Below are 18,621 nucleotides of genomic sequence, written 5' to 3'. Positions count from 1 at the left end.
ACGGGGCCGCCGTAGACTCCCTTGTCGTGGCAGGCAGGATTCGCAATGAGGACATCGCGCTCGTCCGGGAGCGGGCGTCGATCGACGCCGTGATCGGCGAGTACCTGCAGCTCCGCAGCGCGGGCGGAGGCAACCTCAAGGGCCTCTGCCCGTTCCACGACGAGAAGTCGCCGTCGTTCAACGTGACGCCCTCGCGCGGCCTGTACTTCTGCTTCGGCTGCGAGGCGGGCGGCGACGTCATCAAGTTCGTCCAGGAGATCGAGCACCTGTCGTTCTCCGAGGCGGTGGAGCGGCTCGCCGCGCAGGCCGGCATCCAGCTGCGCTACGAGGAGGGCGGCGGGCGCGGCCCCCGGCAGGACGGCGGGCAGCGCGCCCGGCTGATCGAGGCGCACAGGGCCGCGGCCGAGTACTACGCCGGGCAGCTCCAGTCCCCCGAGGGGGCGATCGGGCGCACGTTCCTGTCCGAGCGCGGTTTCGAGGCCGCCGACGCCGACCGCTTCGGCGTGGGGTTCGCGCCGCGCGAGTGGGAGGGCCTCGTCCGGCACCTGCGCGGCCGCGGGTTCGCCGACCGCGACATCGTCGCCGGCGGCCTCGCCAAGGAGGGGCGGCGCGGCCCGATGGACCGGTTCCGCGGCCGGCTGATGTGGCCGATCCGCGACCTGTCCGGCGACGTCATCGGGTTCGGCGCGCGCCGGCTCTACGAGGACGACGACGGCCCCAAGTACCTGAACACCCCCGAGTCTCCGCTCTTCCACAAGAGCTCGGTGCTGTACGGCGCCGACCTCGCCAAGAAGGAGATCGCGCGGCGCCGGCAGGCCGTGGTGGTCGAGGGCTACACCGACGTGATGGCCTGCCATCTCGCGGGCGTCCCGACGGCGATCGCCACCTGCGGGACGGCGTTCGGCGACGACCACATCAAGGTGCTGCGCCGCCTCCTCATGGACCAGGACGAGTTCCGCGGTGAGGTGATCTTCACCTTCGACGGCGACGCGGCCGGCCGGAAGGCTGCGCTGCGCGCCTTCGACGACGAGCAGAAGTTCGTCTCGCAGACGTTCGTCGCCGTCCAGCCGGACGGGCTCGACCCCTGCGACCTGCGCATCCGGCACGGCGACGCGGCGGTGCGCGACCTGATCGCGGCCCGGCTGCCGCTGTTCGAGTTCGCGGTGCGCAGCGCGATCGAGCAGCACGACCTCGATACCGTCGAGGGGCGGCTCGCCGCGCTGGACGCCGCGGCCCCGGTCGTCGCCGCCATCAAGGACCGGTCCCGCCGGCACATGTACGCCGTCAACCTCGACCGCTGGGTCGGCATCATGGACGAGCAGTTCGTGCTGCGCCGCGTCCGGGAGCTCGCGAACCGGCGGCACGCCCGCGCCCAGGCGGGCAACGGGCGCCACGACCGCCACGACGGCAACGGGCGCCACGAGAACGGACGGCCCGGGAACGGACGGCCCGGGAACGGACGGCCCGGGAACGGGCACGGCGAACCGCAGGCGCCGCCGCGGCCGGCGTTCGACCCGTCCGACCCGGAGGTGCAGCGCGAGCGGGAGCTGCTGAAACTGGCCGTGCAGCGGCCGGCGCTGCTCGGGCCGGCGTTCGACGAGGTCCCGGCGGAGGCGTTCATCGCGCCGCCGCACGCGGGCGTGCGCGCGGTGATCGCGGCGGCCGGCGGCGTGACGGCGGCCGGGGGCGTCGCCGAGTGGGTCGCGCTCCTCCTGGAGAGCGCGCCGAACGACCAGCTCAGGGACCTGATCACCAAACTTGGCGTGGAGCCGGTCCGGTCCGCCCAGGAATCGGATGACCGTTATGCCGGGGAATTGCTGGCCCGGATACAGGAACGCCAGCTCACCCGCATGATCGCCGAGGCGAAATCTAAACTCGGGCGGCTGAATCCGGTCGAGGCGCAGGAGGAGTACCACAAGCTCTTCGGCGATCTTGTCGCGCTTGAGCAGCAGAGACGGGTGTTGCGGGAGCGAGGGCTTGGATCACAGTAAGTCAAGAGACCGCAAAATGGGTCCTGTGATCTAGGCCTCCTTTGACGCAGACTGTCTGCGTGGGCCCTTCGGTGCTGCCAAGCGAGGCGCCATCGGTTGATCAGGTGGCGGACCTCGTCGCACGTGGCAGAGAACGCGGCGGTGTGACCGTCGAGGACGTTGCTGCCGCACTCGATCGCTCGGACTTGCCGGACGACTCCCTGGAGCGGGTCGTCCGGATGCTCGCAGAGCAGGGGGTGGAGGTCCTCGAGTCTCAGCAGGAGACCGAGGACGTCGCGCGAGCGGATGAGGGAGACCTCGGCAAGCGGGCGCCGACGAGCGACCTGGTTCGGATCTACCTGAGAGAGATCGGTCGCGTACCGCTTCTCACGGCAGAAGATGAAGTAGAACTCGCGAAATCGATCGAGGCGGGCCTGTTCGCCGAGGAGAAGATGGCGCGTACCGCCGTCCTCGCCCGCGGCGAGCTGCTCGACCTCGAACAGCTCTCCCGCGAAGGCATGCGGGCGAAGCAACGCCTGATCGAGGCCAACCTGCGGCTGGTGGTCTCGATCGCGAAACGCTACGTCGGCCGGGGAATGCTCTTCCTCGACCTGATCCAGGAGGGAAATCTCGGACTCATCCGCGCGGTCGAGAAGTTCGACTACACGAAAGGGTTCAAGTTCTCGACCTACGCCACCTGGTGGATCCGGCAGGCGATCACCCGGGCGATCGCCGACCAGGCCCGGACGATCCGCATCCCGGTCCACATGGTGGAGACGATCAACAAGCTGGTCCGGGTGCAGCGGCAGATGCACCAGGACCTCGGCCGGGAGCCGAGCCCCGAGGAGATCGGCCTGGAGATGGGCCTGTCGCCCGTCCGGGTGGTGGAGATCCAGCGCATCGCCCAGGAGCCGGTCTCGCTGCAGTCGCCGATCGGTGAGGAGGACTCCGATCTCGGCGACTTCATCGAGGACGCGGACGCCGTCGTGCCGATCGAGGCCGCGGCGTTCATCCTTCTCCAGGACCAGCTGGAGGACATCCTCGGCACCCTGTCGGACCGGGAGCAGCGCATCATCCAGCTGCGCTTCGGCCTGGCCGACGGCCATCCGCGCACGCTGGAGGAGGTCGGCCGCGAGTTCGGCGTGACGCGGGAGCGGATCCGCCAGATCGAGTCCAAGACGCTGGCGAAGCTGCGCCACCCGTCCCGCGCGCAGATGCTCCGCGAATACCTGGAGTGACGGCCGGTCCGCCCGTCCCCCCGGCCGCATCGCCGGGAGGACGGGCGAGGACGGGCGACTCCTGGCGTTTTCGTCGCTTTTCGTCCGAGCGGTCATCTACCGTGGTGGCATGCTGATCGTGACGACTGACGGCGTGCCCGGGTACGAGATCAGGAGCGTGCTCGGGGAGGTCCTCGGGACGGCCCTGCAGGCCGACCAGGCGCCGGCGCCGCAGCCCGGGGGCGGGAGCAGCGCGACGTTCCGGGTGACGGGGGAGCGGCCGGCGGCCAGCCTCGCGGCGGCGCGCCGCGAGGCCATGGACCGGCTCGGCGAGGAGGCGCGCCGCAAGGGCGCCAACACGGTCGTCGGCATGCGCTTCGACACCGCCCAGGTGGGCGGGGGCTTCGAGGTCTGCGCGTACGGGACGGCCGTCTGGGCGGAGCCGGCGGGCCAGCAGCGCGACCAGGCGCCGCAGTACCAGCAGCAGCGGCCCGCGCAGCCAGGGCACGTCCCGCCCTACGGGGAGCCGCAGCCCGGCGGGCCGCCGATGGCCGCGCGCAACCTCACGATGGGCCTCCAGGACCGCCCGCGCTGACGGCGCGGCGGCCCGGCGGCACGGCGGCACGGACGGCGCCGACGCACTGGCCGGGGGGGCCACTTGACGGGGTGAGGAGAGGCTTCGCTAATTTAGGTAAGCCTAACCATTTGCTCGCCCTCTGGAGTCCCTGATGCGTCCTGTGTCCGTCCTCGCGCTCGCCGGCGCCGCCGCCGTGTCGATGTCCCTGCTCTCGGCCTGCGGCGGTGACGACGAGGCGGACGCCGCGGGCGCCATCCCGGTGACGGCGACCGACGACACCTGCGAGGTGGCCAAGACCGACCTCACCGCGGGCAAGACCACCTTCAAGGTCACCAACAAGGGCTCGAAGGTCAACGAGTTCGAGGTCCTCAAGGCCGACGGCAAGATCCTCGCCGAGCGGGAGAACATCGGCCCCGGCACCAGCGTCGACTTCGTCGTGAACCTGCCGGCGGGCCAGTTCACGCTGCTGTGCAGTGCCGGGCAGACCGGCAAGGGCCCGACCCAGAACGTGACGGTCACCGGCGCCTCCGCGGGCGGCGGCGACGCGCGGCTGGCCAAGGCCGCCGCCGACTACAAGGCGTTCGTCATCGTCCGGCTCGACGACACGATCGCCAAGACCCGCGAGTTCGTCGACGCCGTCAAGGCGAACGACGTGAAGAAGGCCAAGGAGCTGTACGCGCCGTCCCGCGTCGGCTGGGAGACGATCGAGCCGGTCGCGGAGAAGTTCGGCGACATCGACCCGAAGGTCGACGCCCGCGAGGCCGACCTCAAGCCGGAGGAGAAGAAGGACTGGTCCGGCTGGCACCTGCTGGAGAAGGCCCTCTGGGAGGACGGCTCCGTCAAGGGCAAGGCGGAGTACGGCGACCGGCTCCTGGCCGACCTGGAGACGCTGAAGTCGCGGCTGCCCGGCCTCACCCTCGACCCCGTCAACGACATGGCGGGCGGCGCGAAGGAGCTGCTGGACGAGGTCGCCACCGGCAAGGTGACCGGCGAGGAGGAGGCGTTCAGCCACACCGACCTCGTCGACTTCAAGGCCAACGTCGACGGCGCCAAGAAGATCCACGAGCTGCTGAGGCCGGTCGTCCAGGAGCGGGACGCCCAGCTCGCCAAGGACCTCGACGGCAACTTCGCCAAGGTCGAGGAGCTGCTGAAGAAGCACGAGGAGGGCGACGGCTACGTGTCCTACGACAAGGTCGGCAAGGACGACCGCAAGGACCTGGCCGACGCGGTGAACGCGCTGGGCGAGCCGCTGTCCAGGCTCGCCGAAGTCGTCGCGAAGTGAACGGGAACGGAAGGGTGGCGGCGAGATGACCGAGGTGCGGCCGGGGATGTCCCGGCGCAGGATGCTGGGCTTCTCCGGCGCGAGCCTGGTGGTCGGCGCCGCCGCCGGCGCGGGCCTGGACCGGGTGGCGCTCGCCGAGGAGGACGCCGACGCCGGCGCGGCCGTCGCGTTCCACGGCGCGCACCAGGCGGGCATCGCCACCCCCGTCCAGGACCGGCTGCACTTCGCCGCGTTCGACGTGACGACCGGCGACCGCGGCCGGCTCGTCCGGATGCTCAGGGAGTGGACGGCCGCGGCCGCCGCCATGACCGCCGGGAGGCCGGTCGGGGACGGCGCGGTCGGCGGGCCGGCGGTGGCCCCGCCGGACGACACCGGCGAGGCCCTCGGCCTGCCGCCGTCCCGGCTCACGCTGACGATCGGGTTCGGCCCGACCCTGTTCGAGAAGGACGGCGAGGACCGGTTCGGCCTCAAGGCGCGCCGCCCGGCCGCCCTGGTCGACCTGCCGCACTTCCCCGGCGACAACCTCGACCCCGACCGCGGCGGCGGCGACATCGCCGTCCAGGCGTGCGCGGACGACCCGCAGGTCGCGGTGCACGCGATCCGGAACCTGGCGCGGATCGGGTTCGGGACGGTCTCGGTCCGCTGGTCGCAGCTCGGGTTCGGCAAGACGTCCTCGACGACGCCGGACGCGCAGACCCCGCGCAACCTGTTCGGGTTCAAGGACGGCACCAACAACATCGGCGCGGACGACGGGGCGCTGCTCGACGAGCACGTGTGGGCGGGGAAGGGCGACGGCGCCGCGTGGATGGCGGGCGGCTCCTACCTCGTCGCCCGCCGCATCCGGATGCACATCGAGACCTGGGACCGCACGTCGCTGCGCGAGCAGGAGGACATCTTCGGCCGCAGCAAGGGCGAGGGCGCCCCGGTCGGGCGGAAGAAGGAGCGCGACAAGCCCGTCCTGGCGCGGATGAAGCCGGACGCGCACGTCCGGCTCGCGCATCCCGACTCCAACCACGGCGCCCGGATCCTGCGGCGGGGCTACTCCTTCACCGACGGGTCCGACGGCCTCGGGCGGCTGGAGGCGGGCCTGTTCTTCATCGCGTTCCAGCGCGACCCGCGCAAGGGGTTCATCCCCGTCCAGGAGTCGCTGGCCACCGACGCGCTGAACGAGTACATCCAGCACGTCGGGTCGGGCGTCTACGCGTGCCCGCCCGGGGTCGGCGAGGGCGGCTACTGGGGCGAGACCCTCTTCGCCTAGGGCCTCAGCCCTGCGCCCGCTCCGAGCGGATGCGGGCCACGACGTCGCCCGCGGCCGTCTTGATCGACTCCAGCTCCTGGAGGTAGGCCCAGTAGTCGGGGTGGGCGCCGGTGAGCCGCTTCGGCGCGTCCTCCAGCCGCCCGACGAGCGCGTCCAGCACCCGGGCGTGCTGCGGCGCGGCGCCGCCGGGCTGGGCCATGGCGAGCCGCTGCGCGTCCCGCACGGCGAACCGGGCGCTCTCCGCGGGCCGCGCCGGGTCGGCGGCGACCGCCTTCAGCTCCTCCACCCGCCCGGTGACCTGGCCGGCCCGGCGGTCGGCGGCGTTCAGCTCGGTGCGCGCGGCCGTGAGCGCCCGCTGCGCGTCCTTCCACTCGGTGCGGGCGATGTGCGCGGACGCCTCGTTCAGCCGCTCCCGGGCCCGGGTGACGGCCGCCTCGATGGACTCCGGCGCGCCCTTGAGGTCCTGCCAGCACGCCTGCGAGTAGCCGCGCACCAGCACCCGCATCGCCTCCTGGACGAGCCCGACGCGGTTCGCCGCGGCGTCCGCCCGCGTCCGGACGGAGGCGAGCGAGTTGCGGACCTTCTGCGCGAGCTGCGGCAGCTCCGCCGCGGCCTCCCGGGCCCGCTCGGCGATCTCGCGGACCTCCTCGGCCTTGCGGATGGCGCCGTCCAGGCCGAGGCCGCCGAGCCCCTTGGAGCCGAGCTGCGCGAGGACCTGGCGGGCGCGGGCCAGCTCGGCCTCGGGCTCGGACGCGTCCATCCCCGCGTCACTGGCCGCGGTGACGGCGGCGTCGGCGGCGCCCACCGCGGCGCGGGCGGCGCTCAGCCGGGGCGGGAGCTGGTCGAGCGCGGCCTCCAGCCGGGCCATCCGCGGGGCGAGCCGCTCGGCGAAGCCGTTCAGGTTCCGGGTGATCTGCTGCAGCCGCTCGGTGGACGCGATGAACGCGCGGCGGGCAGCGTCGTACTCGGCGGGTGACCGGTCCCGGTCATCGAGGTCGTGCGCGTCCAGGACCGAGATGTAGGCGACGGACGCGGCGTCGGCGGACTCCGACAGCCCGGCGAACTCGCGCCGGACGGGCGCGGCGGCCGCCGCGTCCAGGTCCTCGAACACGGTGACCCGGCCGTCGATGAACTTCTGCGCCTGGTCCATGTCGTAGAAGGCGGCCGCCGCCGCCTCCCTCGCCTCGACGGCCGCCGCGGCCGCCTGCGCCCCCCTGCCGCCGCCCCGGCGGCGCTGGTCGCCCGGTCCGCGCAACGCTGCCTCCCTTCGTCCCTGCCCAGTCTGGCCCAGACGGCCGGATGTTCGCGCCCCGGGTGCGCCACCGCTTCTCGGGCATATCGGTCGGCATCACGGGTTGACAACGGATGGAACGGATAGCATCGCTGCTACGTCGATAAGGCTGGGCGCCGGGTCGGCGTCCGGTAGGCATGCGATCTTGGAGGCCCATCGTGCCCGTCAGCCTGAGCAAAGGCGGCAATGTCTCGCTCACCAAGCAGGCGCCCGGACTGACCGCGGTGACCGTCGGTCTCGGCTGGGACCTCCGCACGACCACCGGCACGGACTTCGACCTCGACGCCTCCGCCATGGTGCTGGACGCCTCCGGCAAGATCATCACCGACCAGCACTTCGTGTTCTTCAACAACCTCCGCACCCCCGACGGCGCCGTCGAGCACTCCGGCGACAACACCACCGGCGCGGGCGAGGGCGACGACGAGCAGCTCAAGGTGAACTTCGGTGCGATGCCGGCCGCCGCCGAGCGGGTGGCGTTCGCGGTGTCGATCTACGACGCCGACAGCCGGGGGCAGAACTTCGGGCAGGTCCGCAACGCCTACATCCGCGTGCTGAACCAGGCCGGCGGGGCCGAGATGGCGCGCTACGACCTGTCCGAGGACGCCTCGATGGAGACCGCGATGGTCTTCGGCGAGCTGTACCGCAACGGGACGGAATGGAAGTTCCGCGCGGTCGGCCAGGGTTACGCGTCCGGGCTGGCGGGCATCGCGACGGACTTCGGCGTCAACCTCTGAACACGCACACAGGGAAGGGAACGGCCCGAACATGGGAGTTTCACTCGCCAAGGGCGGCAACGTCTCGCTGACGAAGGCCGCGCCCAACCTCACCGCGGTCACCGTCGGCCTCGGCTGGGACGTCCGCGCCACCACCGGCGCCGACTTCGACCTGGACGCGTCCGCGCTGATGCTGGCCTCCACCGGCAAGGTCATGTCCGACCAGCACTTCGTGTTCTTCAACAACCTGAAGAGCCCGGACGGCTCGGTGGAGCACACCGGCGACAACCTGACCGGTGAGGGCGAGGGCGACGACGAGTCGATCAACGTGGACCTCACCGCGGTGCCCGCCGAGTGCGAGCGCATCGTGTTCCCGGTCTCGATCTACGACGCCGACAACCGGCACCAGAGCTTCGGCCAGGTCCGCAACGCCTTCATCCGGATCGTCAACCGGACCGACGGCAACGAGCTCGCCCGCTTCGACCTGACCGAGGACGCGTCCACCGAGACGGCCATGGTCTTCGGCGAGCTGTACCGGCACGGCGGCGAGTGGAAGTTCAGGGCCGTCGGACAGGGGTACGCCTCCGGTCTGGCGGGCATCGCGATGGACTTCGGCGTCAACGTCGGCTGAAGGCCGGCCACCCCGCACCTCGGCCGCCTCGCCCGGCCGTCCTCACTAGCAGAAATACGCGCATGATTCTTCGCACCTTCGGTTGGTCCTTCGGCATCACCGCTCTCGGGCTGGTGGCCGCCTTCTTCTACGACGGGCCGACCGGGCTGGCCCTGGTGGCCGTGCTGGCGATCCTCGAGGTCTCGCTGTCGTTCGACAACGCCGTGGTCAACGCCAAGGTGCTCGACAGGATGAGCCCCTTCTGGCAGAAGATCTTCCTCACCGTCGGCATCGCGATCGCGGTGTTCGGCATGCGGCTGGTCTTCCCGCTGCTGATCGTGGGCATCACCGCCAAGCTCGGGCCCGTCGAGGCGTTCGACCTCGCGCTCAACAACTCGCACCGCTACCACGAGCTGATGAACGACGCCTACCCGATGATCGCGGCGTTCGGCGGCATGTTCCTGATGATGCTGTTCCTGGACTTCGTGTTCCAGGAGCGCGCCGACAAGTGGCTGCCGTGGCTGGAGAAGCCGCTCGCCCGCATCGGCAAGCTGGACCAGCTGTCGGTGGTCGTCGCGGGCGGCTCGCTGGCGCTCGTGGCGTGGCTGTCGGCGGACGACCCGGGCAACGTCATGATCGCGGGCGTGCTCGGCATGGTGACCTACATCCTGGTCAACGGGCTGGGCGAGCTGTTCTCGGAGGCGAGCGAGGACGACGGGGACGAGGACGGCGAGGAGGCGGCCGAGGCCCCGGCGGGGCGGTCCGGCCCCAGCCCGCTGGCGCTGGCCACCGGGAAGGCCGGGTTCTTCCTGTTCCTCTACCTGGAGGTGCTGGACGCCTCGTTCAGCTTCGACGGCGTCATCGGCGCGTTCGCGATCAGCACCGACCCGATCGTCATCGCGCTGGGGCTCGGCATCGGCGCCATGTACATCCGGTCCCTGACGGTCTTCCTGGTCCGCAAGGGGACCCTGCACGAGTACGTCTACCTGGAGCACGGCGCGCACTGGGCGATCGGCGCGCTCGCGACCTGCATGCTGATCAGCATCGGGCACCACGTGCCCGAGTGGATCACCGGCGGGCTCGGCGCCGGCCTGATCATCGCGGCGTTCGTCAGCTCCGTCGTCCGCAACCGGGGCGAGGACGGGGGCGCGTCCGGGACGCCGTCCGGCGGCGACAAGCAGTTGCACTCCAGCAACGTCTGACCGGCGCGTCCCGTCCCCGCGACCAGCATCGATTCACCAAAGGAGCCGAACGATGTCAATCTCGCTGCAGAAAGGGCAGAAGGTCTCGCTCGCCAAACCCGGCGGCGGGACGCTCAGCCGGGTCAGGATGGGGCTCGGCTGGGACGCCGTCGCCAAGAAGGGCCTGTTCGGCAAGGGCAAGGCGCAGTCGATCGACCTGGACGCGTCCTGCCTGCTGTTCGACGCCGCCGGGAACCTCGCCGACCAGGTGTGGTTCCGCCAGCTGCGCAGCAAGGACGGATCGGTCCAGCACACCGGCGACAACCTGACCGGCGAGGGCGAGGGCGAGGGCGACGACGAGGTCATCAACGTCGACCTGCAGGGCCTGCCCGCCAACGTCACCCAGCTGGTGTTCACGGTGAACTCCTTCACCGGGCAGGACTTCTCGCAGATCGCGAACGCGTTCTGCCGGCTCGTGGACGAGAGCACCGGACAGGAGATCGCCCGCTACGACCTGAGCGGCGCCGGCCAGCACAACGCGCAGATCATGGCCAAGGTGTCGCGGGACGGGCAGGGCTGGTCGATGACGGCGATCGGCGCGACCGCGACCGGGCGCACGTTCCAGCACCTGCTGCCCGCCGTGTCGTCCCACCTCTGAGCCCGACGAGCGGGTCAATGCGGCATTTCGACCACATCGACGCCGCGCGTCGCAAGCACCTGTTCTACCGGCACCCGCGCCCGTTCGACCGGCACGACGACCCGGCGGTGCTGGCGGTGGCGCTCGGCGCGACGCTGTACAGCCCCGCCACCCGGCCGGAGCTCGCCGCCGACGTCGAGCGGGCCGCGCGGCGCGGCGTGATGAGCATGGTCCTGTGCCTGGAGGACGCGATCGCCGACGACGAGGTCGAGGCCGGCGAGGCGAACCTGGTGGCGCAGCTGCGCGCGCTGCGCGAGGGCGGCGCGGAGGTGCCGCTGCTGTTCGTCCGGGTCCGCGACCCCCGGCAGATCGGCGACCTGATCGGCCGGCTCGGCGGCGCCGCCGAGCTGGTCAGCGGGTTCGTGCTGCCGAAGTTCACCCCGGCGGACGGCGGGCCCTTCCTCGACGCGCTGGAGGACGCGGCCGCCCGCACCGGGCTGCGGCTGCTGGCGATGCCGGTGATCGAGAGCCCGGAGGCGGTGTACGCGGAGACCCGCGCGGAGATGCTGGACGACGTGGCGCGGCTGCTGGCCAAGCACCGGCCGCGGATCCTCGCCGTCCGGCTGGGCGCGACGGACATGTCGGCCGCGTACGGGCTGCGCCGCCCGCCGGACCTCACGATCTACGACATCCGGCCGGTCGCGGGCGTGATCTGCGACGTGGTGAACGTCCTCGGCCGCGCCGACGGCACCGGGTACGTGGTGACGGGCCCGGTGTGGGAGTACTTCTCGGCGGGGGAGCGGATGTTCAAGCCGCAGCTGCGCCAGTCGCCGTTCGACGCGCAGCAGGCTGCGCCGCTGCGGCAGCGGCTGATCACCTCCGACCTGGACGGGCTGATCCGCGAGGTGCACCTGGACAAGGCGAACGGGCTCACCGGCAAGACGGTGATCCATCCGAGCCATGTCGCGGCCGTCCACGCCCTGTCGGTGGTGACCCACGAGGAGTACTGCGACGCCGCCGACATCCTGGGCGTCGCCGGGGGCGGCGCGATGGCCAGCTCCTACGCCAACAAGATGAACGAGGCGAAACCGCACCGCGCGTGGGCGCAGCGGCTGATGCTGCGGGCGCGGGTCTTCGGGGTCGCGGCGGAGGGCGTCACGTTCGTGGAGCTGCTGGAAGCGGCGGGCAGCCGGTGACCGCTTCGTGGGTGTCGTCGCGCCTCGGGGTGCGGCTCGTGGACGGTCCCCGCCCGGTGGGGGCCGGGCTGTCGTCTCTGGTGGGGCTCGCCGTGCGGCGCAATCCGCGGCGGGCGCATCTGCTGGTGTCGGCCGTGCTGGGCAAGCACGTCCCGACGGATCCTCGGCTCGTGTACGGGTCGGGTTTGCTGCTAGGCGAGCTTGTGCGCGCGCGCCTGCGGGGCGAGGAGCCGTCCCGTCCCGGTTCGCTTCTCGCGGACGCCCTGGACGGTGCGCCGGGGGCCGCCGCCGGGCTGCGCGACCTCATGCGCGCACCCCGCGTGCCCGTGGACGCGATCGTCCTGGGCTATGCCGAGACCGCGACCGCCTTGGGCCATTCGGTGGCGGACGCTCTGGGCGGCGCCTACTACCTGCACTCGACACGGCGTCCCGTGCCCGGGTTCGCCACCTACGGCGGCTTCGAGGAGGAGCACAGCCACGCCACGAGCCATCTGCTGCTGCCCGCCGACCCGGCCACGCTCGACCGGGACGTGCCGGTGGTGCTGGTGGACGACGAGCTCTCCACCGGCCGGACGGTGCTGAACACCATCGAGGCCCTGCACGCCGTCCGTCCGAGGGGCCACTACGTCCTGGCGGCCCTCGTCGACCTGCGCGGCTCCGCCGACCGGGCGCGGATGGACGCTCTCGCCGACCGGCTCGGCACCCGCATCGACGCGGTGGCGCTGGCCGGGGGGCACGTCGAACTCCCCGAAGGGATCCTGGAGGCGGGCCAGGCGCTCGTCGCCGGCCTCTCCGGCGGTTCCTCCGCCGTGGGCGAAGGGTCGTTCGAGGTGGCGCGCGCTTCGCTGGAGTGGCCGGCCGGGCTGCCGGACGGAGGACGCCACGGGTTCCTCCCCGAACACCGTGCGCGGCTGGAGAAGGACCTCGCCCGGATGGGCGACGTCCTCGTCGCGGGGCTCGGCGACGCGTCGCGCGTCCTCGTACTGGGGTTCGAGGAGCTGATGTACGCGCCGCTGCGCCTGGCGGAGGCGCTCGCTGACGCGCTGCCAGGCGTGGACGTCCGATACTCGACGACCACGCGTTCACCCGTCCTCGCCGTAGACGACCCCGGGTACGCGATAAGGACGCGCCTGGTGTTCCCCTCACATGACGACCCCGCCGATGGGCCGGGGGAGCGGTACGCCTACAACGTCGCTCCCGGGTCCGGCCGGCGCGGGTTCGACCGGATCGTCTTCGTCGTGGACGACGCAGGCGACACGGCCGCACTGGCGGACGGCCTCCTGGGACGGCTGCGGGCACTCGCGCCCGTGCTGGTCGCCACCGTCCCCGCTTACGGGAGGGACGCGTGAAGCCGCTGTACGGGCCGTCCTTCGGCAGCTACCCGGCGGAGGACGTCGCGTGGCTGCTCAAGGACCTCTCGCATGCGCGGCTGGAGGCGCCCACCGAGGAGCGTGAGGCGGCGATCCAGGCGGGCCGCGCCCACTACTCGGAGTCGCTGCCGGTCGAGTACCAGCCGGGCCCGGAGTACCGGCGGCTGTTCCACCGCGCCCTGGAGGCGTCGGCGGAGCGGCTCGCGTACGCGACCGGGCTGGTCACCGAGATGATCCTCGCCGAGCGCGGCCCGGACGCCGTCCTGGTGTCGCTGGCGCGCGCCGGGACCCCGGTCGGGATCCTGATGCGGCGCTGGGCCCGCCACGCCCGCGGCCTGGACCTCCCGCACTACGCGGTCAGCATCGTCCGCGACCGTGGCATCGACACCGCGGCGCTGCGCTACCTCGCCGAGCACCACGACCCCGCGTCCGTGATGTTCGTCGACGGCTGGACGGGCAAGGGCGCGATCACGCGGGAGCTGGCCGCCGCCGTCGCCGGGTCCCCGTTCCCGCCCGACCTCGCCGTCCTCGCCGACCCGGGGCGCTGCACGCCCCTCTACGGCACCCGCGACGACTTCCTGATCCCCTCCGCGTGCCTCAACTCGACGGTGTCGGGCCTGGTCAGCCGGACGGTCCTGAACGCCTCGCTGATCGGGCCGGGCGACTTCCACGGCGCGAAGTTCTACCGGGAGCTGGCCGGCGACGACGTGTCCGCCGCCTTCCTCGACGCCGTGTGCGCGCGCTTCCCGGACGTCGCCGAACGCGTCGCCAAGGACCTCCCCGGCCTGCGCGCCGCCGACCGGACACCCGACTGGTCGGGCTGGGAGGCCGTCCGGCGCTGCGCCGAGGCCGAGGGTATCGGCGACCTCAACCTCGTCAAGCCGGGCATCGGGGAGACGACCCGCGTGCTGCTGCGGCGCGTCCCGTGGAAGGTCCTCGTGCGGGCCGACGCCGGCCCCGAGGTGACCCACATCAGGCTGCTCGCCGGCGAGCGCGGCGTACCCGTCCACGAGGTCGAGCCCGGCCGGTTCCCCTACGCGTGCATGGGCTTCATCCACCCCCGGTTCGGCAAGGGAGCCGCCCAGTGACCGTCCTGGTGTGCTCGGACCTCGACCGTACGCTCATCTACTCCGCGGCCGCCTTCGCCCTGCACGGACCGGACGAGACCATGCCGCGCCTCCTGTGCGTGGAGTTCTACCAAGGCGCGCCGCTCTCCTACCTGACCGAACCCGCCGCGCGGACGCTCGAAGCCCTCTCCGCGGCGGCCATGCTGGTCCCGACGACCACGCGCACGCCCGAGCAGTACCGGCGCGTCCACCTGCTGGAGAAGCCGCCCGCCTACGCCATCTGCGCGAACGGCGGCCACCTCCTCGTCGACGGCGAGGACGACCCGGCGTGGGCCGAGACCGTCCGGGCCCGCGTCGCGGACGGGTGCGCGCCGCTCGCGGACGTCCAGCACCACCTCGCGCAGGCGAGCGGTGACTTCGTCCTCAAACAGCGCACCGCATCCGACCTGTTCGCCTACATGGTCGTCGACCGGACCGCGCTGCCGCCCGGATGGGTCGAGGACCTCACCGCCTGGTGCGCCGAACGCGGCTGGCGGACCTCCCTCCAGGGGCGCAAGGTCTACTGCCTGCCCGCCCGCCTCACCAAGGCCGCCGCCGCGGAGGAGGTCGCCCGCCGCGTCGGCGCGTCCGCGATGCTCGCCGCCGGCGACTCCCTCCTCGACATCGAACTGCTCGAAGCCGCCGACCTGTCGATCCGTCCCGCCCACGGCGAACTCCACGACGCCAGCTGGACGTCCCCCGCCACCTCCGTCACCGCCGCCCGCGGCATCGCCGCAGGTGAGGAGATCGCGGAATGGCTCCTGGAAGGCGCCACGCAAGCGTAAAAAATCACGCGCCCGCGCCCATGCGCGTTGAGAATCGACGCTCCCCGGGGGGTCGCCGTGACCGCGTTCTGAGGTGACAATCACGGTGAGCCCCTCTGCGAGGAGGTCACCTGGACAACATGAACTCCCGTCTGACCGGCGACGAGACCGCGCTGTGGAAGGCCGCGGCCCGGGTCCTCGACGCCAACTGGACCGGAACGGCCACCGCCGCGTCGCCCGGCCTCTACCCGCACCAGTGGAGCTGGGACGCGGCGTTCATCAGCATGGGCCTCGCCCGCCACCGCCGCGACCGCGCCGAAGCCGAACTGCTCTCCCTCTTCCGCGGCCAGTGGGCCGACGGGATGCTCCCGCACATCGTCTTCAACACCAGCCTCGCCCGCCACGCGTTCTTCCCCGGCCCCGAACTCTGGCGCAGCGAACACCAGCCCGCCGCGCCGCACGGCGTCCACACCTCCGGGCTCACCCAGCCGCCGCTGCACGCCCTCGCCGCCCTCCGCCTCCACGAATGCGCCGCCGACCTCGACGGCAGCCGCGCGTTCCTCGCCCGCCTCTACCCGATGCTGACCGCCCAGCACCGCTACCTCGCCCGCGCCCGCGACCTCGATTCCAGCGGCCTCATCGCCATCTGCCACCCCTGGGAGTCCGGCCTCGACAACAGCCCCGCCTGGGACCGCCCCCTCGGCGCCCTCCGGCTCCCGCCCACCTCCTACGCCCCCGCGCAGCGCCCCCACACCCTCCCCAACGGGGAGGACTACGACCGCTACGTCCGCCTCGTCGCCCTCATGCGCGAGGCCGGCTACCAGGCCGCCTACCTCCGCGAAGCGCACCCGTTCGCCGTCGAGGACCCCCTCGTCAACGCCGTCTACCTCGCCTCCACCCACGCCCTCGCCGACATCGCCGAGATCATCGGAGCCGACCCCGCCCCCCACCGCGAACGCGCCGACCGCGTCCACCACGCCATGCTCGACCGCCTCTGGGACCCCGACACCGGCTGCTTCCGCGCCCGCGACCTGCGCGACGACCGGCTGCTGCCCGTCATCACCGTCGGCTCCTTCGGCCCCCTCCTCGACCCCGAACTGCCCGCCCCCATCGTCCGCAACCTCGTCGACCTGCTGCTGTCCGCCCGCTTCGCCGGCGCCGCCGGCTACCCCGTCCCCACCTGCGACATCCAGGCCCCCGCCTTCGACCGCGCCGGCTACTGGCGCGGCCCCACCTGGATCAGCACCAACTGGCTCGTCTGGTACGGCGCCCTCGGCCACGACCTCCCCGTCGTCGCCGACCTTCTCTACGGCTCCACGATGCGGCTCGTCCGCCAGTCCGGCTTCCGCGAGTTCTTCGACCCGTTCGACGGCACCGGGCGCGGCAGCCACGACTACGCCTGGTCCGCCGCCCTCGTCCTCGACCTGCTGGGGGCCCGCCGTGCACCGCAGGCCGCCTGATCGCTTAACGTGAGGACATGCGCCTGCTCAGGGGTTCACTGCCCGCCGAGGTCCGCGCCGCGCTGACCCTCGACCGCGGCGAACGCGTCCTCGCGTCCGCCCCCACCCGCGGCGGCTCCCACGTCGCCGCCACCACCACCGCCCTGCACGTCCCGACGGCGTCCGGCGGCTTCACCCGCATCCCCTGGGAACGCGTCGACCACGCCACCTGGAAGGACGGCTGGCTCCACGTCCACGAGACCTCCGCGGGCCCCGAACACCACGTCCGCCTCACCGACCCCGGCTCCGTCCCCGAAACCGTCCGGGAACGCGTCACCGCCACCATCGCCGTCAGCCACCAGGCCCAGCTCCCCGGCGGCAAGGTCCGCATCGCCGGCCGGCGCCCCGCAGCCGGCGGCGACGTCCGCTGGACGTTCGTCTTCGACGCGGGCCTGGACCCGTCCGACCCCGGCCTCCGGGCCCAGGCCGAACAGGCCCTCGAAGACCTGCGCCGCCAGACCGGCCTCTAACCGGGATAGACCTCCGGCTGCTCCTTGTCGGCCTTGCGGCCCGGCATCTGCTCGGGCACCCGGTCCTTCAGGTGGTTCGCCTTGCCGCGCGCCGCACCGGCGAACTCCTCGCCCTTGGCCCGCAGCATCCCCGCGGCCTCCTGGACGTTGGGGTTCTCCGATACCTGCTGCGACAGCCGCTTGATCTGCTCGTACCGCTCACGCCCGGCCTTCGTCCCGAGGACGTACCCGACCGCGGCGCCTGCCATGAACATCATGCGCGTCTTCATGTCCTACTCCCACTGACGGCGGAACCGTGGCACCCCCCATACCCGCTAACGCCGCCCCCATCCATAACGTGTGCGCGAACAGCCCCCCACATGCGCTAACCTAGACCCGCCGCCAGGGGCCACGCCCCAACGCACGCACGATCCCGCGTAGCTCAATCGGCAGAGCAGCCGGCTGTTAACCGGCAGGTTATTGGTTCGAGTCCAATCGCGGGAGCTTCGGCGGCCTCGCCTGCTCGTTGAGCTTCGCTCACCTTCGCCGGGGCCCGTTATGTCTTCCCGGGGGGACGACCCCCCGGAGCCCCCCGTGCCACCGCCAGCCCCCACCCGCCCGCCCCCGGGGCTCCGCCCCTGGCCCCCGGCTCTGTCGGCCCTGATGGTTCTCTCTGCTTCTCCGGTCTGTTCACCTTGTGCCTCGGCGGTCGGGGCCCAGGCTTGATCGGCGGGCATCGTCGGCCGAGTGGGAGGCGGCCCGTCCGCTGGTCGCGGAGGCCATCCAGCTGCTGTGGGCGCGCTACGGGGGCGAGCCCAACGCGGTAGGCATGGGCTTCGGTCCGCTGAGGCGGGGCGGTCGAACTCTCGATACACCCGCCCGCGTGGTTCGTGTGGTGCGCAAGCTTCCCGAAAGCGAACTCGAGCCGAGCCAGGTGGATCGAGGTCCGGGGTGCCGCGATGGAGACCGACGTTGTCCAGTGGGGCAGCTCGTTGCGCGCTCCTCTCGATCCAGACGGCCTGGACGGCAGGGCGGCGGCGTCCGGGCACGGTGACGCGCCGTCGCCTGCGGCGGCCGAGAACTCCTCCGTGCCTGACAGCCAGCACGGACGAAGAGGCCGAGGCGCTCAGTTTCGGCGAGGAGGACGGCGACACCGAGGCCATGGCGTGGGCGTTTGCACCCCATGCCGGTGGGGTCCAAGCTCGTCAACGCCATGTAGCCGCATTTGAGAGGCTGCAGCCTCGTTGGGAAAGTGCGCGCGGGGCGCGGCCGGCATTGCGGATCTCCACGTCGAAGGGCAGGAAGGGCGCGAACTCCGCCCATGCGTCCGACCATGGCTTCACGATCGCGGGTACTTGTGGCACCAGTCGTCCTGGTGCTCGTCGATGTGCCAACCAGCGCGCCAACGCCGCTGACCTTCGTAAAGAGCAGTGCGCAAGTGATCGTAATCGCTGCTGCCCACCCTCTCTATGCTCAGTTGGCCGGTTTGCGGCACGTCGGT

The 18,621-nt window shown here is 72.1% G+C and carries 17 protein-coding genes and 1 tRNA gene; 16 read left to right on the top strand and 2 right to left on the bottom strand.

The window, feature by feature from the left end; translation table 11 throughout:
- Positions 1-26: 26 nt before the first annotated feature.
- The 5 genes from dnaG to efeB all read left to right on the top strand — a co-directional run bounded on the left by dnaG (position 27) and on the right by efeB (position 6,304).
- The gene (gene dnaG / locus SM611_RS09770; RefSeq protein WP_371948912.1) at positions 27-1,991 is read left to right on the top strand and encodes a DNA primase; all 1,965 of its coding nucleotides are present in this window, start codon (positions 27-29) and stop codon (positions 1,989-1,991) included.
- A 71-nt stretch (positions 1,992-2,062) separates the two neighbouring features.
- Positions 2,063-3,208 carry an RNA polymerase sigma factor RpoD gene (gene rpoD, locus SM611_RS09765; RefSeq protein WP_371949470.1) on the top strand — a complete coding sequence of 382 codons (1,146 nt, stop codon included), beginning with the start codon at positions 2,063-2,065 and terminating at the stop codon, positions 3,206-3,208.
- A 109-nt stretch (positions 3,209-3,317) separates the two neighbouring features.
- Positions 3,318-3,782, top strand: a complete 465-nt coding sequence (locus SM611_RS09760) for a YbjQ family protein (RefSeq protein WP_371948911.1) — start codon at positions 3,318-3,320, stop codon at positions 3,780-3,782.
- 133 nt (positions 3,783-3,915) lie between these two features.
- Positions 3,916-5,046: an iron uptake system protein EfeO gene (gene efeO / locus SM611_RS09755; protein ID WP_371948910.1), complete on the top strand. Its 1,131-nt coding sequence runs from the start codon at positions 3,916-3,918 to the stop codon at positions 5,044-5,046.
- Between the two features lie 25 nt (positions 5,047-5,071).
- On the top strand, positions 5,072-6,304 hold the full coding sequence (efeB, locus tag SM611_RS09750) for an iron uptake transporter deferrochelatase/peroxidase subunit (RefSeq protein WP_371948908.1): 1,233 nt from the start codon (positions 5,072-5,074) through the stop codon (positions 6,302-6,304).
- 4 nt (positions 6,305-6,308) lie between these two features.
- Here efeB and SM611_RS09745 read toward each other — a convergent pair whose 3' ends face one another.
- Positions 6,309-7,559 (bottom strand): molecular chaperone DnaJ, encoded by a 1,251-nt coding sequence (locus tag SM611_RS09745; RefSeq protein WP_371948906.1) that lies wholly within the window; start codon positions 7,557-7,559, stop codon positions 6,309-6,311.
- Positions 7,560-7,753: 194 nt separating this feature from the next.
- Between SM611_RS09745 and SM611_RS09740 the strand changes: the two genes are divergently transcribed.
- From SM611_RS09740 to SM611_RS09695, 10 genes are all read left to right on the top strand, one after another.
- Positions 7,754-8,329: a TerD family protein gene (locus SM611_RS09740; RefSeq protein WP_371948905.1), complete on the top strand. Its 576-nt coding sequence runs from the start codon at positions 7,754-7,756 to the stop codon at positions 8,327-8,329.
- A gap of 31 nt (positions 8,330-8,360) precedes the next feature.
- Entirely contained in the window at positions 8,361-8,939 is a 579-nt protein-coding gene (locus tag SM611_RS09735; protein WP_371948903.1) for a TerD family protein, read from the top strand.
- Between the two features lie 62 nt (positions 8,940-9,001).
- Positions 9,002-10,120, top strand: coding sequence for a DUF475 domain-containing protein (locus SM611_RS09730; RefSeq protein ID WP_371948902.1), 1,119 nt, complete (start codon positions 9,002-9,004; stop codon positions 10,118-10,120).
- A gap of 52 nt (positions 10,121-10,172) precedes the next feature.
- Positions 10,173-10,757 (top strand): TerD family protein, encoded by a 585-nt coding sequence (locus SM611_RS09725; protein WP_371948901.1) that lies wholly within the window; start codon positions 10,173-10,175, stop codon positions 10,755-10,757.
- A 17-nt stretch (positions 10,758-10,774) separates the two neighbouring features.
- A complete protein-coding gene (locus SM611_RS09720; RefSeq protein WP_371948900.1) occupies positions 10,775-11,932 on the top strand; it encodes an HpcH/HpaI aldolase/citrate lyase family protein in 1,158 nt (385 codons plus the stop codon).
- Entirely contained in the window at positions 11,929-13,281 is a 1,353-nt protein-coding gene (locus tag SM611_RS09715; RefSeq protein ID WP_371948898.1) for a phosphoribosyltransferase family protein, read from the top strand. The genes SM611_RS09720 and SM611_RS09715 overlap by 4 nt, the downstream gene beginning before the upstream one ends.
- Complete coding sequence (locus tag SM611_RS09710; protein WP_371948897.1) at positions 13,278-14,390, top strand: cysteine protease StiP family protein; 1,113 nt, start codon at positions 13,278-13,280, stop codon at positions 14,388-14,390. The genes SM611_RS09715 and SM611_RS09710 overlap by 4 nt, the downstream gene beginning before the upstream one ends.
- Entirely contained in the window at positions 14,387-15,193 is an 807-nt protein-coding gene (locus tag SM611_RS09705; protein ID WP_371948896.1) for an HAD family hydrolase, read from the top strand. Before SM611_RS09710 ends, SM611_RS09705 begins: the two co-directional genes overlap by 4 nt.
- Positions 15,194-15,312: 119 nt before the next feature.
- Positions 15,313-16,632, top strand: a complete 1,320-nt coding sequence (locus SM611_RS09700; RefSeq protein WP_371948894.1) for an MGH1-like glycoside hydrolase domain-containing protein — start codon at positions 15,313-15,315, stop codon at positions 16,630-16,632.
- 17 nt (positions 16,633-16,649) lie between these two features.
- Positions 16,650-17,141, top strand: a complete 492-nt coding sequence (locus tag SM611_RS09695) for a hypothetical protein (protein WP_371948892.1) — start codon at positions 16,650-16,652, stop codon at positions 17,139-17,141.
- On the opposite strand, the gene SM611_RS09690 is transcribed toward SM611_RS09695, so the two are convergent.
- Positions 17,138-17,410, bottom strand: coding sequence for a YtxH domain-containing protein (locus SM611_RS09690; RefSeq protein WP_371948891.1), 273 nt, complete (start codon positions 17,408-17,410; stop codon positions 17,138-17,140). The two genes, SM611_RS09695 and SM611_RS09690, sit on opposite strands and share 4 nt — an antisense overlap.
- A gap of 141 nt (positions 17,411-17,551) precedes the next feature.
- Between SM611_RS09690 and SM611_RS09685 the strand changes: the two genes are divergently transcribed.
- Positions 17,552-17,624: transfer RNA gene (locus SM611_RS09685), tRNA-Asn, on the top strand.
- The last annotated feature ends 997 nt before the right edge of the window (positions 17,625-18,621 follow it).

Origin of the sequence: Actinomadura monticuli, assembly GCF_041463655.1 — a bacterium.
Lineage (GTDB): Bacteria > Actinomycetota > Actinomycetes > Streptosporangiales > Streptosporangiaceae > Spirillospora > Spirillospora monticuli.
The sequence above is the reverse complement of the archived record's forward strand: the minus strand, read 5'-3'. Positions and strand labels throughout refer to the sequence as shown.